The organism is Rhodococcus sp. DMU2021 (assembly GCF_019641445.1).
Taxonomy (GTDB): Bacteria; Actinomycetota; Actinomycetes; order Mycobacteriales; family Mycobacteriaceae; genus Rhodococcus; species Rhodococcus pyridinivorans.
Window position 1 is genome coordinate 1 of sequence record NZ_JAIFKB010000037.1, and the last position, 15,150, is coordinate 15,150.

Annotated in this window: 15 protein-coding genes and 1 pseudogene; 4 read left to right on the forward strand and 12 right to left on the reverse strand. The window is 62.6% G+C overall.

Annotated features, from left to right (window positions below; all coding sequences use genetic code 11):
* The first annotated feature begins 434 nt into the window (after positions 1-434).
* Positions 435-962: a winged helix-turn-helix domain-containing protein gene (locus tag K3M35_RS24550; RefSeq protein ID WP_220667153.1), complete on the forward strand. Its 528-nt coding sequence runs from the start codon at positions 435-437 to the stop codon at positions 960-962.
* On the forward strand, positions 941-1,516 hold the full coding sequence (locus K3M35_RS24555; RefSeq protein ID WP_220667154.1) for an IS630 family transposase: 576 nt from the start codon (positions 941-943) through the stop codon (positions 1,514-1,516). Before K3M35_RS24550 ends, K3M35_RS24555 begins: the two co-directional genes overlap by 22 nt.
* A 7-nt stretch (positions 1,517-1,523) precedes the next feature.
* On the opposite strand, the gene K3M35_RS24560 is transcribed toward K3M35_RS24555, so the two are convergent.
* On the reverse strand, positions 1,524-1,901 hold the full coding sequence (locus K3M35_RS24560) for an LGFP repeat-containing protein (protein ID WP_220667155.1): 378 nt from the start codon (positions 1,899-1,901) through the stop codon (positions 1,524-1,526).
* On the opposite strand from K3M35_RS24560, the gene K3M35_RS24565 reads away from it, so the two are divergent.
* Positions 1,882-2,274 carry a hypothetical protein gene (locus K3M35_RS24565; RefSeq protein WP_220667156.1) on the forward strand — a complete coding sequence of 131 codons (393 nt, stop codon included), beginning with the start codon at positions 1,882-1,884 and terminating at the stop codon, positions 2,272-2,274. The two genes, K3M35_RS24560 and K3M35_RS24565, sit on opposite strands and share 20 nt — an antisense overlap.
* A gap of 199 nt (positions 2,275-2,473) precedes the next feature.
* On the opposite strand, the gene K3M35_RS24570 is transcribed toward K3M35_RS24565, so the two are convergent.
* The 8 genes and pseudogenes from K3M35_RS24570 to K3M35_RS24600 all read right to left on the reverse strand — a co-directional run bounded on the left by K3M35_RS24570 (position 2,474) and on the right by K3M35_RS24600 (position 11,082).
* Positions 2,474-3,856, reverse strand: a complete 1,383-nt coding sequence (locus K3M35_RS24570; RefSeq protein ID WP_225623893.1) for an MmgE/PrpD family protein — start codon at positions 3,854-3,856, stop codon at positions 2,474-2,476.
* A gap of 176 nt (positions 3,857-4,032) precedes the next feature.
* Positions 4,033-4,159 (reverse strand): annotated as a pseudogene (locus tag K3M35_RS26460) (IS481 family transposase); the annotation flags it as partial.
* A gap of 21 nt (positions 4,160-4,180) precedes the next feature.
* Positions 4,181-4,989 (reverse strand): IS5 family transposase gene (locus K3M35_RS24575; RefSeq protein WP_374107787.1). Its coding sequence is split into 2 segments (ribosomal slippage): positions 4,181-4,639 and positions 4,642-4,989, totalling 807 coding nucleotides; the frame shifts between segments, so codons are not numbered across the junction.
* A gap of 229 nt (positions 4,990-5,218) precedes the next feature.
* Positions 5,219-6,760, reverse strand: a complete 1,542-nt coding sequence (locus tag K3M35_RS24580; RefSeq protein ID WP_220667163.1) for a 4-hydroxyphenylacetate 3-hydroxylase N-terminal domain-containing protein — start codon at positions 6,758-6,760, stop codon at positions 5,219-5,221.
* A gap of 23 nt (positions 6,761-6,783) precedes the next feature.
* Positions 6,784-7,602 (reverse strand): citryl-CoA lyase, encoded by an 819-nt coding sequence (locus K3M35_RS24585; RefSeq protein WP_192378995.1) that lies wholly within the window; start codon positions 7,600-7,602, stop codon positions 6,784-6,786.
* On the reverse strand, positions 7,599-9,164 hold the full coding sequence (locus K3M35_RS24590; protein WP_192378994.1) for an AMP-binding protein: 1,566 nt from the start codon (positions 9,162-9,164) through the stop codon (positions 7,599-7,601). Before K3M35_RS24590 ends, K3M35_RS24585 begins: the two co-directional genes overlap by 4 nt.
* A 10-nt stretch (positions 9,165-9,174) precedes the next feature.
* A complete protein-coding gene (pcaD, locus tag K3M35_RS24595; protein ID WP_220667158.1) occupies positions 9,175-9,969 on the reverse strand; it encodes a 3-oxoadipate enol-lactonase in 795 nt (264 codons plus the stop codon).
* Between the two features lie 9 nt (positions 9,970-9,978).
* Positions 9,979-11,082 (reverse strand): mandelate racemase/muconate lactonizing enzyme family protein, encoded by a 1,104-nt coding sequence (locus K3M35_RS24600; RefSeq protein WP_220667159.1) that lies wholly within the window; start codon positions 11,080-11,082, stop codon positions 9,979-9,981.
* Positions 11,083-11,330: 248 nt separating this feature from the next.
* Here K3M35_RS24600 and K3M35_RS24605 point away from each other — a divergent pair, with 248 nt between their 5' ends.
* A complete protein-coding gene (locus K3M35_RS24605) occupies positions 11,331-12,533 on the forward strand; it encodes an IS110 family transposase (protein WP_259444442.1) in 1,203 nt (400 codons plus the stop codon).
* 70 nt (positions 12,534-12,603) lie between these two features.
* Here K3M35_RS24605 and K3M35_RS24610 read toward each other — a convergent pair whose 3' ends face one another.
* The 3 genes from K3M35_RS24610 to K3M35_RS24620 all read right to left on the reverse strand — a co-directional run.
* Entirely contained in the window at positions 12,604-13,434 is an 831-nt protein-coding gene (locus K3M35_RS24610) for a dioxygenase (protein ID WP_220667160.1), read from the reverse strand.
* A 71-nt stretch (positions 13,435-13,505) separates the two neighbouring features.
* Positions 13,506-13,784, reverse strand: coding sequence for a muconolactone Delta-isomerase (catC, locus tag K3M35_RS24615; RefSeq protein ID WP_192378990.1), 279 nt, complete (start codon positions 13,782-13,784; stop codon positions 13,506-13,508).
* 47 nt (positions 13,785-13,831) lie between these two features.
* Positions 13,832-15,150: 4-hydroxyphenylacetate 3-hydroxylase C-terminal domain-containing protein (locus K3M35_RS24620; protein ID WP_220667161.1), on the reverse strand; the 1,319-nt coding region annotated here is incomplete at its 5' end.

Here is a 15,150-nt window from a genome sequence, read left to right on the forward strand (position 1 = left end):
CGGGCTGCACTCAAACGAGTGAGCCGAGCCGGTCGACACGTCGCAGACAGGACAGCCACCAACCTGCAGTGGCGTCAGAAGAGCCGTGAGCCAGACCCGCCCACCAGACCCATCCTGCGTCCACCGAGCCGAGACCGTCACGCCCATCAAGGAGTCAGACCAACCGGTCCACGAGATCCATAGTGAAGAGCCGACAGACCCCACCCGAATCCCTATGGACGACTCGTCGTCTGCGGCCAGCCACATCGTCACCGCGAACGCCGCGACCGCTACCGCCGTCAAGAGCCATGAATATCCGACTATCCAATTAATGGTTGACCAGTCCGAATAATGACTGACCGCGGTCCCCGACGAACCAGCAAGCATTAAAGATGTTTCGGTAATAGGGCGTGTCGTTGCACGTGATTCGCACCGCGTTGCTTGATCATTGACGAATGCCAGTGAAGAAGACCGGCTCCGGCGAGGAACCCGACCCCCGGAAAGTCAAGCAGCGCGGTACCCGCCGTGATCTCGGGGCGTTGCGTGAGCGGCGGATGCGGGCGGCGGAGATGTTCGCTGCGGGGCGGCGGCAGATCGATGTCGCGGTCGAGCTGGAGGTGTCCCAGCAGACTGCGTCCCGCTGGTTTCGGCAGTGGACCGAAGGCGGAAGCGAAGCGCTCGAAGGTGCAGGTCGGGCGGGTCGCAGGCCGCGTCTCGACGACGCCCAGATCGAGGTGATCCGAGAAGAACTGCTCGAAGGCCCCCAGGCTCACGGCTTCGCCACCGGGGTGTGGACCCTGGGGCGGGTCGCGATCGTGATCGAGCGGCTCACCGGCGTGACCTACGGTCCCACGCAGACGTGGACGATTCTGCGGACCCGGCTGGGTTGGAGCCGGCAACGCCCCGCCCGGCGGGCGGTCGAACGCGACGAGGATGCCATCGTCGCCTGGCGTGAGAACGAGTGGCCGCGGATAAAAAAATAGCGCGGCGCCGAGGTGCATGGATCTGCTTCCAGGACGAAAGCGGTGTCTCGCTACTCCCGGTGGTCCGCGCAACCTGGGCGCCGAAAGGTGTCACACCCGTACTCCGTCACCGTTCTTCGTGGAAACGCATGTCCATGGCCGGGGTCCTGGCCTACCGACCCGATCGTAGCGAGAGCGCGTTCGTGTTCTCCATGACCGACGGCGCCTACAACACCGACAAGCTCATCGAGTTCCTCACCGAGAGGCGCGGCCACTTCGCCGGCGAGAAGATCATCGTGATCTGGGACGGGCTCATGGCCCACCGGTCCAAGGCGATGAAGGCATGGCTGGGGACCCAACGCCATTGGCTCCACGTCGAACGTCTCCCGGCGTATGCGCCCGAGCTCAATCCGATCGAACAGGTGTGGGGCAACATGAAATCCACCGAACTGGCCAACCTGTGTCCCGATACCCTCGACGAGGTCCGGATTGCGACCGAGACCGGGCTGACCCGGATCGGGTCGAGCTACGACCTGTGCCACGGTTTCCTCGACCACACCGGACTTTCCTTATGATCCGCACTCACTCAATTACTGAAACATCTTTAAGAAATTGCTGGCGCTTCCCGGAACCGTCCGGATTGGTCAATTCCGGGCTGTTCGGCAGCCACAGGAAGCTGCTCGACCCGCCAAGCGAGAGGTACTTGTTCAAAATTTCGCCGCACACCCAATGCTCCGATGGCCAGAATTGTTGGCAACCGAGGGCGGCTCGGGAAGTCTTCAGTTGGGCTTCTCTGGTCTCGGCCAGATCGGCTTGTTCCTTCGTGAACGGGGCGGGGACCTCTTCCCGGTCCGAACGCATCTTCCCAGGGATGATGGTGGCGTTCGGGTTCTCGGTCGGCTTGCCGGTGTACGGAATCTTGTTTCCCGGAGCGGCCGCCGTGGCCTCCGGACTCGACATCGCCGGTGTGGGCGACTTGTCGCTCGAGGTCGAGGTGGGCGCGTCGGTGGACGAGGGCACAGACGTCGAGGTGCTGGACGGCGCTACCGGTGACGAGGTGGGCGCTTGCCGTGCCTCGGTGGAGGTATTCGGTGCCGCCCGCTGCGCCGGGATCTCAGTCGATGTCGGCGCAGCGGTGGTCGTGGTCGTTGGCGGCACAGTCGCCGTTGAAGTGTTGGCGCCGGGTGCCGGCGTGGTGGTGGGCTGCGCCCCCGCTGCCCCTCCGGCTGTCGCGATCAACCCCACCGTCAAGGACGCGACGATCACCGACTTCAGCGGTGAATCACGTTGCAAACCCGGCAAATACAGGTACTTACCTATTCTGGCCATCTGACGCCTGTCTCTCGAAAGGACTTCGGTCAACGGCGGGCCGCCCGCTCGCTCCCTGCAACCTAAACCATCGGCACTCAGGAACCTCACAGGAAACAACAGTCCCACCAGTCACAGAATCTGGATGAGGGCATATGATGCCGCTTCATCGCTAAACTGGTGCCATCCACCGTCCACCGTCCGCGGAGCTGGGCTGAGTCATGTCAGATGGAGTCTTTCTGCGGCACGACGACCTGGCCGGTCAGTGGGGCATCCAGCTCAATCGCCTGGACCGTTTCGTCCAGGGCCTGCGCTGCGGACGGCGTCAGCAGGACGGCGGCCTTGTCGACCAGTTGCTCCCGGGTGGCACGGTCCTGCGGCGCGCCACGGAAGGCAGCTTCGTTCCTTTCGATGACGCGGCCGTCCTTGAACCGGACGCTGACCTCCGCCTGCCAGCTGGCCGGAAAGGTGGCCTCGAGACGCTCACTGGTATAGCAGCGGACCTTTTCCAGCCAGGGCTTTAGTTCCGCGGCGACGGCCGGGGCATCGTCGAACTGCCCGACAGTCGCCTGGCCGGTCGCCAGTGCCACGGCGGCACCGAACGGCATGTTGAACTGCGCGTCCACGGGCGTGTTGACAATGAGTTTGCGCGCCGGCGGTTCGGCAACCAATGTGGCACCGGCTTTGATGACGCCGACCTCGATGGACTCGATCTCATCGATGTCCAGATTCGGGTATTCGCTGTGGATGTCGCACAGCAGATCGATGTTGCCGTGCATGTATCGGCAGCAGGGGTAGAACTTGATGCTGGTATCCAAGGCGCTCTTGCCGAACACCAGGTTCAGTCTGCGGCCTTCGATCAGCCCTTGGCCGTACTGGTTCAGGAAGCCGTCCCGGCCCTCGATGGACGTTTCCGGGGCGGTGAAATCTGCGGCTGCGAGCTTGCCGGCACGGAGGCCTCCCGAAGCGGCATGCCCGGCGTTCAGACGTTTCGTCCAGGAACCGTCGGAGAGGAATTCCAGGCTTCCGGCGGCCAGATTGGCCGCCAGGCTCAGTGCGTGAGTGGTCTGGTCCTCGTCGAGCCTAAACAGGGAGGACACAGCTGCCGCTGCTCCAAGGACCCCGGCCACGCCGGTGGGATGAAAGCCGCGACCATAGCTCTCGGCAGCCCCGAGCAGGACGCCGGCGGAGCACATCACGTCGTAGCCAACCGCGGCGGCGCGAAGCACATCCGCGGCGCTATAGCCGCGTTCGTCGGCCAGTGCCAGAACCGCCGGGAAGACGACGACAGCGGGGTGCAGCGAGGATTCCTCGAACGTGTCATCGAGTTCCAAGCCGTGGGCCGTCACGCCGTTGACCAGGGCCGCATCCTCGAGGGTGGCCCAGAGAGTTGTCCCGTGAATGGAGGCGCTGAAGAACCGGTCCTGGGATGCCGCGGTACTGACAGCGGACCGGATAGCGACGGCGGAGTCGCGTTCCGCGCCACCGGTCGTGACGGCGTAGTAGTCGAACAGCAAGAGTTTCATCCAGTCGGTGATCTCCGCGGTGAGCTTGTGATCGGCGGTGACGTGCCGGGCCAGTTGGCGGGCGAAGCTGATTTCAGTCATGCTGACTCCTCCAGTTCGGTCAGGATTTTTGCAGTGTGTTCCCCATGGCGTGGAACCGGGTCCATGCGGAAGGTCGAGGTGCCGGTCGCGGCCGACGGGATGAGGGCGCAGAGCTTGCCGGCGGGGAGTCCACATCCGTCCAGCGACCGCGGGCATCGAGCGGGCATGCTCCGCATAGCGCTGCGCGCAGGTGCGTGACACACCCATGTCCTTGGCCACATGCGCCACCGGCTGGCCCTCACAGACGCGTTGGACAAGGATCCGCCTACCGGCGGGGGTCAGACGGGCATTACGGTGGACCATGAAGACCTCTTAGGGCATGTCTCATTTGGCCAGTTTCTTGAAGCAGGTCAGTGCAGCGGCGAGTTGGAGAAAGGAAGCGAAGTTCTCACCGTGACGTTCGTAGCGCATCGTCAGCCGGCGATAGCCGCTCAGCCACGCCAGGGTGCGTTCGATCTTCCACCGGTAACGGCCGAGGCGTTCGCTGCTGTCGACACCGCGACGGGCGATGCGCGGAACGATGCCCCGTGCCCGCAGCCACCGGTGGTGTACGGGATAGTCGTAACCCTTGTCCGCCCGCAACCGGCCGGGCCGACGGCGGCGCGGACCACGACGCGAGCGCACCGCCGAAATCGCAGTGACCATCGGCTGCAACATGACACTGTCGTGGGTGTTCGCCGAGGTCACCGCCGTGACGAGGGGAATGCCGTCGGCGTCGGAGAGGATATGGATCTTCGAGCCGTTCTTGCCTCGATCGACCGGGCTGGGACCGGTCAGAGATCCCCCCTTTTCGCCCGGACGTGCGCTGCGTCCAGGATCGCGGCGGACCAGTCCAGGTCCCCACCGGCGCCGAGCCGATCGAGGACCCTGCGGTGGAGTTCGTCGAACACCCCGGCCCGAACCCAGGTGGTGAAGCGGCGGTGTGCGGTCGGAACGCTGACCCCGAATGACGGTGGCAGGTGCCGCCAGGCACAGCCGCTGGTGAGCACGTAGACGATAGCGGTGAACACCGCCCGATCATCGAGCGCCGCCCGGCCGCCGCCTTGGGGCCGCGCCCGGAATCCGGGCAGCAACGGTTCGACGATCTCCCACAACGCATCCGGTACCAGCCGGGAAGACAACGCATCGACCACGGCAGTGCATTATGCCCCACAAACGATCTAGGCCATAAGAGACATGCTCTTAGTCGTTGGCTGTGTGGTAACCACCAACCCAAGTGCTCTTCGCCTTTACTCCGTGCAACCAACGTCCTGGCCGAGTACATCTAGACCCCCGAGTGGCCTCGGACAAGTCCGCTTTCGCTTCGATGTCCGAGGCACACTCGCGGGCCGCGCTATCGGATCCGTGCAGTTCGGCAGAGGACTACAGCAGGTTTGGGATACTGCTCATGCTGCCGGGATTGATCAGGTGCTCGCTGGTCCATCCGTTGATGTCATACTCTCCGAGGCATCCGTCCACAAAGCTCATTAACTGCTCGGTTTTTCCCTTGGCCTGCGCGCCCTTCAGCAGGTGGATTCGGGTGTCTTCCTGGTTGCCCGCATAGTTCCGCTCGTAGAGTTCGTGCCGCCCGCCAAACTCGGTTCCCATGGCATCCCACAGGAGTTTCATCAGCTTCACTCGGTCCATGGCCTCTACGCCGTTGGAGCCACGAAGGTAGCGGTCAAGTAGCGGCCGGATTTCGGCGCTTTTCCAGTCCTCGGCATGGGAATTGACGTAGATCAGCCCGCTGGCGACATGGTTTTCGATGATGCTCTTGATGCGTGGGTACGCCAGCGGCGCAAGGACCCGATACGCGGCGCCTTGGTCATTGTTCGGCAGCACTGCGTCGCCCACCCACGGCTCCGGATTGCGGGTCATGGCCTCGGTCAGACCCCAGAACAGATTGCGCCATGCGAGAATTTCACCAACATGCGCCTGGACGCCGCGATACTGGTTGGTCCCGGTTATCTCCACTGCTTTCAGCACACATCCGGCAATGAAGTCCAGCTTGACGCACAAACGGGTGAGACCGTGAAACGTCAGCCGAGGCAGCCATCCTGACATGGGCGTGAAATCGTTGACCTTCTGTGGATCACCGTAAGCGAAGACATTTTCCCAGGGAATTTGCACGCGATCCATCACCATGATCGCGTCGTTCTCGTCGAACCGACTCGACAGCGGGTAGTCAAACGGGCTGCCCGTCACTGTCGCCTGGTACTCATATGAGGGCCGGGAAATCAGCTTAACCCCCTTCGCGTTGGTCGGGAGCATGAAGATGACGGCGTACTCTTTCTTGTCCACCGGCATCCCGTAGTGACCAATAAAGTTGTAGTGGGTCAGCGCGGACCCTGTTGCCACGCACTTAGCCCCGGACACCACCAGCCCGTTATCGTTCTCACTGACCACGTGCACGAACATGTCCTCGACTTCGGAGGCAGGCCGATGACGATCCACGGGAGGGTTGGCGAGTGCGTGGTTGAGGAACAGCACCTGTTCCTGCGAATCCTTGTACCATCGCCGCGCATTATCTTGGTAGGGATCAAAGAAATCGGTGTTTCCTCCGAGCGTTCCGAGGAACGATGCTTTGTAGTCGGGTGAACGTCCCATCCAACCGTACGACAGACGCGCCCAGGCAGCGATCGCGTCGCGGGACTCGACCAGGTCCTCGGCCGAGCGCGGCACTTTGAAGAACTTGTGTGTGAAGCCGCCGTTACCGGTATCCGTGGGGCCGGTGATAATGCCGTCCGGGTCATCGTGCAGTGCGTCGTACAGGTGGGCTATGGAACGCGCGCCGTTGCGGAACGCGGGGTGGGTGGTGACATCCTCCACGCGCTGGCCGTAGATGTACACCTCCCGGCCGTCCTTCAGGCTTTCGAGGTATTCGTCGCCGGTGAACGGGACCGCGGTCGGGGATTGGGCGGTCATTCTGTCTGTCGGGTCTGTAGCAGTCACGATTCATCCTTAAGGGTTGAGCGGGAATACAGAACTTCTGACGGGTCCACATACTGTGCGTTGCGGTCCACGGCTGCATAGAGCTGGAGGCCGATCGGGTCGCGCATCTCCTCGGCGATCTGCCCGAGCAGGCCGGCCGACCTGGCTACAAGAGCGAATCCACGGATGATTCCCGGAGGAAATCCCAAATCCGCGAGTGCTGCACCGCACGCTCCGGCGCCGTTTACCGGTAGGTGTTTGTCGAACACGTCGGCCTGCACTCGTTCGATGGCTGCCAGTAACGATAGGTGCGGCCCGAACACTCCGGCTTCCGCCGCCAGCTTGTAGATGACGGGGGTACGGGGGTCACCGTTCTTGTGGACTGGGTGGCCGAGTCCGGGCACAAGCAGGCCGCGGGACTGGCAGTCATGCAGGATTTGCTTCGCCAGATCTTCGTATGACGAGTCGCTTCCTAGTTCACCGGCGTCCGACAGGCTTTGCGCCAGGAACTTTGCCGCGTCTTCGGTCACTCCCAGAAAGCGTGATCCGCCGCCGAGGATTCCTGCTGCCATGGCACCCTGAATGGATTCGGGCGCGCTCGTCAAGGTGAGCCGCGCCGCGAGCACCGTGGGGGTGAATCCGTGATCGGCCAGGGCCACGAGGATTGCGTTGAACAGCCGGCTTTCGCCCTTGGTTGGCCGGCGAAGAGCTACCAACCAGAAGGCGAGGTCACCGAAGGACACCTCGCCCATCAGTTCAGTAGCCATTTCCTTTCCGAGCAGCTGGATGCTGTCGAGGCTTGATGTACCCAGGCTGGTCCGATATGTCTCGGTCATGTCAAAGTTCCTGTTCCGCGCATTGGGGCGAGGTCGTACTGGTAGCCGTCGACGGGCAGTTGATGCTTCGCGACCCGGCCCGTTGGGGTATAGGGCAGTTCGGTGACGAACTGCCAATAGCGGGGCACCTTGAACGCGGCCAGTCGCTGCGAAACCCAGGTGGCAAGCTCCTGCGGTAATTCGTCGCTACCGTCCACGAGTCGGACGTACGCCTTGATCTCCTCTTCGGACTGACCGGCGTTCACTCCAACGACGGCGCATTCGTCGACATCCGGGTGCGCGAGCAAGGCTTCCTCGACCTCGGCGGGGGACAGGTTTTCACCTCGCCGCCGAATCACTTCTTTCTGGCGGGCAACAAACGTGTATGTGCCGTCGGTGTTCTCCGTGACCAGATCACCGGTGTGCAGCCAGCCGTCGCGTACAGCTGCGGCCGTTTCGTCGGGCAGCCCGTAGTAACCTGGCGTTACGGTGGGGTTACTCAGCAACAATTCGCCGATTTGGCCCTTCGCCACAGCGTGGCCGGCAGAGTCGACGACGCGGGCTGAATTCACTTCTCCGAGCGTCGGATGCTGCCGTGGCTCACCCAGCGTTCCGAACGGGCGTGTACCGGGCCTCCACGACATGCCGTACAGGCTTTCCGACATGCCATAGCCGCACACTATTGAGATACCGAAGCGTCGCTCTATTTCAAGGTGGCGATGCTTCGGCGGCGCGGGGGCACAGTAGCAATTCTCCAGGGGCGAGTCCGAGTCGTCGGGCCTAGGGGCCTGGTCCATGAGGAACTCGAACATCGCACCGATCGCGTTGAACGACGTCGCCCCGTGCCGTCGCGCGGAATCCAGAAAGCCTGATGCCGAAAAGCGCGGCAGCAGTATCAGGCCCGCACCACAGGTCAAAGATCCCATCGTGGAGTAGGCGAGTGCATTCGTGTGGAACAACGGCAGCGACGTCATCAGCCGATCGACGGTAGAGAGCTGCATCCAGTACGGAAACCCTTCGCCCGCCATCGTGTATGCGCGGTGCGTTTGCATGACCAGCTTGGACCGCCCGGTGGTGCCCGAGGTCGGAATCATGATGGCCACGTCCGTCTCACGGACAGGACTGCCACCGGGGATGCTGGGCGGCTGTGCCTCCAAACTCGGTCTGTCGCTAACGATGGCGTCGACGTCAATAATCTCCGCGCCGGCGCCGGCAGAAGCCTTTGCACGGCGCACCATGCTGATCAGCCCATCATCGGTCACGATGACGCGTGCATGACCGCGCACCTGTGTCAAAAGGCCTGCCAGTTCCGCTTCGGTTCCTCGGGGGTTGGTCGGGACAGCAGTGGCGCCGAGTGTCGTGGCGGCGAGGATGGTGAGTAGGTAGCGCGGCTCATTGCGCGCCGTCAGCACCACCAAATCACCTCGCCGGACACCGGCGGCCGTCAGCGCCTGTGCCACGGAGCGGATCTGCTCCCGAGCGCCACGGAAGGTGATCTCTGTGTGGTCGGTGCGCAGCCATGTCCGGTCGCCGTATCGGGCCGCGGCGTCGTCCAGCAACGCTGGAATGGTTCGATCCGTCACCGTCGCAACCTCATCGATTGATCGTGACGGCGCCGATGTGCTTGGCGATCGCTGCGCTGACGACATGGGGCTTCTCGAAATTGACCAGGTGCGAGGAACCAGGGACCACCAGCAGTTCCGCTCCGGGAATGCCCTCGGCGACAGCGGACACGGTGGCGACCGGAGTGGCCGGGTCCTCTTCCCCGGCAATGACCAAGGTGGGAGTCGCAATCTCACCGAGGCGATCGCGCAGGTCGTACGCCGCGATTGCCTCGCAGCAGCCTGCGTAACCCTCTCGCGGCGTGGTTCGGAGCATGTTGAGGAGCCGCGTTGCGCCCTCCGGAGAGCGTTCTGCCCATTCAGGAGTGAACCAGGCGCCGTAGCGCGACTCGATAAGGAATTCGGTCCCCTCGCTGCGCACTTTTGCGGCACGCTGGGGCCAGCTCGGCGGGTCGTAGAACTGTGCGGCGGATGCGCAGATGACCAGTGCGTCAAGCCTATGGCCGTGATGAATGCCGAGCCACTGGGCGATGGCGCCGCCGATGGAGACGCCGACGTAACTGAAGCGATCGATCCCGAGCTCATCCAATAGTCCAATGACGTCTTCGGCCATTTCGCCGATGGTGTAGGGGCCGTCGGGTACTTCCGATTCACCGTGCCCGCGCAGATCGTGCCGCAGGATCTGGAAGTCGCCGGAAAGTGCCGTCGCCTGAGGCTCGAACAATTCCAGATCGGTGCCGAGTGAGGGTCCGAACACAATGACCGGCGCCCCGGCGGGGCCGTCGAGGCGGTAGTTGAGCCGGGCCGTTTTCTCTTGAATTCCCATCTGGTTCTCCTAGTCCTTATCGATGCGGTAGTGATTGAGCTTGTCTTCGTCGATCTCGATGCCGATCCCGGGTTTCCCGGAGACATGCATGCGTCCGTTCTCGATGACAGGGGTCTCGGCGACAATGTCGTCGGTCAGCTGCATGAAGTAGTCCAGCTCCCCTGCCCGGTCAGATGTGCTCTTGTAAGCCGCCGCGAAGGCCAGCGAACTCAGAGTCCCGACCGTTCCGTCCATCTGGCTGCCCAAGGCCAACCCGATGCCAAGCCCTTCACACAGCCCGACGATTCGGTCCGACTCGGTGAATCCGGTACGGGCCACCTTGATGCTGATGATCTGCGAATGGTTGTCGAGGATTTCCCTGCCGACCTCGCCGAGCCGCGTCACGCTCTCGTCGCCCATAATGGGGATCGAGCTCTTTTCCGCAACCCGGCGGCGGGCCAGCGGACGAAATGCCGGTGTCGGCTCCTCGAGCATGGTGATGCCGACTTCTTCCATCACCGGCAGCAGGCGGATTGTCTCGTCCGCTGTCCATCCCTTGTTTGCATCGACATACATCTCGGGCCCTTCGCCCAGCTCTGCCCGGAGCATGCGCATTGCCCGGGCATCCTCCTTAACGTTTTTGCCGGTCTTGATCTTGAACGTGTTGAAGCCGAAGCGCTCCCGCATATCGCGGGCTTCCTCCACCATGCCCTCGGGTGTGGCCGCAAACAGAATGTGGACCACTTCCATCGAATCTGTGTAGCCACCAAGAAGCTTGTGACACGACTGCCCCAGTGATTTTCCAATCACGTCCCAGACTGCCATGTCGACGCCGCCACGGGCCGTGTGGTTGTGGCGCAACCAGCTCAGGTCATTACGTGCGACTTCGCGGTCGAAAGGATCGGTCCCGACCATCGCCGGACTGAACCAGGAGTCGATCGCCTTGACGATCGACTCCTGAGACTCGCCGTAGGTGAAGGGACGGGCGGGGGCCTCGGCGTGCCCGACCACGCCGTCGTCGGTCGTCACTCGGATGAGAACGTGTTCTGCACTCGAAATACTGGCGTGGGCGAATGCAGTCGGTCGTTCCAGCGGAATATTGAACGGTATTGCCTCTATGGAAGCGATCTTCACAAGGGTCCTTAAGTTCGTAGGTGCAGTTACTTCGTGAGAGTTACGTTGAGCTGTAACCCGGGCGGGCCGGGCGAGGCTGCATAAGGTTTGCCCACTCTCGAGTGGGGCTTGAAAGGACTGGCCACCCGACCTGTCTGGACACCTCGGACCGCTGATTGAGATCTGCGCATGATCGCTTGTTTAAGGAAATGCCGGCGGAGGCGTCCATCGGGGCCAGGCCGGAACACAAGCGAAAACGAGGAGATCCGATGACCGGTTCGCGACTGTGGGCAGGAGTCGACGTCGGCAAAGAACACCACTGGATATGCGTACTCGACACCTCCGGAGCGGTGGTGCTGTCGCGGCGATGCGACAACGACGAAGCAACGATCCGTGCGGTGATCACCGAGATCGACGCACTCGCCGAGACGGTGTCGTGGACGGTGGATCTGACCACCGCCTACGTCACCTTGTTGCTGACTGTGCTGGCCGACGCCGGGAAACCGGTGCGCTACCTGTCCGGACGTTCGGTGTGGCAGGCATCGTCGGTCTACCGCGGCGGCGAAGCCAAGACCGACGCCCGCGACGCCCGAGTGATCGCCGATCAGTCCCGGATGCGGTCGGACCTGCCCGTTCTGCGTCCCGACGACGAGTTGATCCGTGAGCTGCAGATGCTCACCGGCCACCGCACCGATCTGGTCGCCGACCGTACCCGGACCATCAACCGGCTGCGTCAGCAACTCGTCGCGATCTGCCCCGGGCTCGAACGCGTCGCGCAGATCTCCTCGGACCGGGGATGGGTGGTGCTGCTGGCCCGCTACCAGCGACCGAAAGCGATCCGCCGCGTCGGTGCGGCCCGACTGGCCACGATGCTCACCGGGGCCGGGGTGCGCCACGCCGAATCGATCGCCCGGGCCGCAGTCACCGCCGCGAAGGCGCAGACCGTGCGGTTGCCGGGGGAAGATGTCGCTGCCGAACTGGTCGCCGAATTGGCGCAGGCGGTGATCGACCTCGACACACGTATCAACGCCGTGGACGCGGAGATCGAGGCCCGATTTCGTCGGCACCCTCTGGCCGAGGTGATCCTGAGCTTGCCGGGTATGGGATTCCGGCTCGGAGCCGAATTCCTTGCCGCAGTGGGTGACCCCGCCCTGATCGGCTCGGCCGACCAACTCGCTGCCTGGACCGGGTTGGCGCCGAGACCCAGGGATTCGGGTAAACGCACCGGGCGTCTGCACACCCCTCAGCGCTACAGCAGGCGCCTGCGCCGGGTGATGTACATGTCGGCGTTGACCGCGGTCCGCTGCGACCCCGCCTCTCGCGCCTACTATCAGCGCAAACGTGCCGAAGGTAAGCGACCCGTCCAGGCCACGATCTGCCTGGCTCGGCGGCGCGTGGACGTTCTCTACGCTCTGCTCCGCGACAACCGCACCTGGCAACCGAATGTGCCGGTTACCGCGGTGGCGGCTTGACAGGATCATTGAGAGTCCTTTCAGGGGCAGGCTGCCGTAACGTCGGCGTTGCGGCAGCCTGCATAGTGGGTCAGCTTCGCGGAAGGACGAACTCGTAAGAAGTGGTGAAGTACGGGGTGTCGAGGTTCTTCGACTGCAGCTCCTCGGGGGAGTCGTGCTTGTCCAGCTTCAGGATCAGACCAGGCTTCACAGCTCCAGCGACATCGGAGTCGATGTACGGATCCTCGTCGAAGTACAGCTGGCTGGTCAGTGGAGTATGGCCTGGAGCCGATGTGATGAAGTGCAGGTGCGCAGGCCGGAACGCATGCCAGCCGACGGTGGTGAGGAGCGCGCCGGTCGGGCCCGAGGTCGGGATCTCGTAGGGGACGGGAATGATCGTTCGAACTTCGTAGCGTCCTTCCTCATCGGTCGAGAAGCGGCCGCGGAGGTTGAACGCGGGCGGCAACTCCCGATCGTCGTTGTACGGGATGTTCGAATACGTTCCCAAGTTATCGCTATGCCACAGTTCGACCTGGGCGTTCGCGATCGGCTCACCGTTCGGGCTGGTGACTCTGCCGGAAAAGTACAGGACGTCGCCCGGTTCATCGTCCCGCATCGGCATGACGTACGGCAGTTCGAGATGGGGAGCGCCTTCGATGAAGTAGGGTCCCTCGATGGCGCCGGGGCTGCCCTCGCGGGACTCCGAGTCGACCTGTTCGACTGTCTGCTCGAAGAACACATCGGCGAAGAGCGGCCATTCGCCGGCAACACCAAGGTCGATTGCGAACTGCTTCGCAGCGGAGTATTCCTCGTATGTCAGCTTATGTTCCAGGATGACGTCGCGAATGCGCTGCATTACGTCGGCAACCACGGTGGCGGCGCGGTTATTGCGAAAGGTCCCTTGTCCGACTGTAGCGGTCATGATTGTTTCCTTCGAGTTGGTGGATGGAACGGGCAAAGACTTGGTGGAGAACGCGCTAAGCGCAGGTGCTCTTAGTCGACCTTCGACGGATGCCGGGTCATCGGCGTCACCTTGATGTCGAGAAACGGAAACATCGGCAGCGATGACAGGAGCTCATGAAGTTCGTCGATGCTCTCGACGTCGAGCACGCTGACGTTGGCATAGCGGCCGGCGACGCGCCAGAGCTGGGGCCACTTTCCCTGTCGCTGCAGTTCCTGGGCGCGTTCGCGCTCGGCGGTCAGTAGCCTTTCAAGCTTCTCCGTGTCAATGTCGTGGGGGATGGTGACTTCCATCTGGGCCAGGAAGTGCATCGTAGTCCTTTCGTCAGGTCGGCTATGTTGTGCAGCACCGACGCTTCTTAGTTCTGTCCGAGGCGCTTCTTGATCACGTTGACGTCGTCCGAGCTGATGAGGTCAGGGGCGGTCCAGCCGTCGAGGTCGTATTCCGAGAGGCACTCGTCGACAAACGAGCGGTACTTGTCCGTCTGCCCGCTGGCGTTCTGACCCCACAGGGTCTCCAGGCGGACTGCCTCGTGATTCCCGGAATAGTTGCGCTCATAGAGCTCATGACGGCCACCGAACTCGGTGCCGATTGCGTCCCAGATCAACTTCATGATCTTGATGCGGTCCACACCCGAGCGGTCACCCGATCCGCGGACGTACTGGTCCAGGAACGGCCGCATCTCCGCGTTCTTCCAGTCCACGGCGTTGGAGTTCTGGTAAATCAATGCGCTACCAAGGTCCTGCTGGAAAATTTCCTTCGCGCGGGGGTAAGCAATGGTCGACATCATCCGATAGGTATTGCATGCGTCGACGTTCGGGACCGCAGTGCCGTCGCTCCAGGTCGTGGGATTGTTGACCATCGAGTCGACGCACGTCCAGAAGAGGTTACGGTAGTTGAGCAGCTCCCCGACGCGGGTCTGGACCCCACGAAAATCTCCTGTACCGGTCATATCGAGGCCCTTGAGCAGCAGGCCGCACAGGAAGTCGAACTTCACTGCCAGCCGGACGCAGCCGTGCATCATGGCTCGCGGAAGGAATCCGGAACCGGCGAAGAAGTTCTTGGCCTTCTCCGGCTCGTAGGCAAACACATTCTCCCAGGGCACGAGCACCTCGTCGAGGATGAAAATCGCATCGTTCTCATCAAGGCGTGAGCTCAATGGGTAGTCGAACGGACTGCCCACCGTCGCAGCAGTGTACTCATATGACGGGCGGCAGAACAGTTTCACACCCTTCGCTGCCATCGGGACCATGAAGATTGCGCTGTAGCTTTTGGAGTTGACCGGCCCATAGCTGCCGATGAAGTTGTAGTGGGTGAACGCCGACCCCGTGGCCACGACCTTCGCGCCGCTGACGATCAGACCGGCGTCGGTCTCTCGGACAACATGTACATTGAGGTTCTCGACATCCTCGCCCACACGATTGCGGTCGATCGGCGGGTTCACGATGGCGTGGTTAACGTAAAGGCAGTTCTCCTGCGCCTCCTTGTACCAACGACGCGCATTGCCATCAAACGGTGCATAGAAGTCAGTGTTCGAGCCCAGTGTCGCCAGGAAACTGGCCTTATAGTCGGGGCTGCGGCCCATCCAGCCGTAATTCAGGCGAGCGAAACTCGCAATGGCATCGGCGGATTCACGCAGGTCATTGCTCGTATAAGGGGACTTGAAGAACGGGTGGG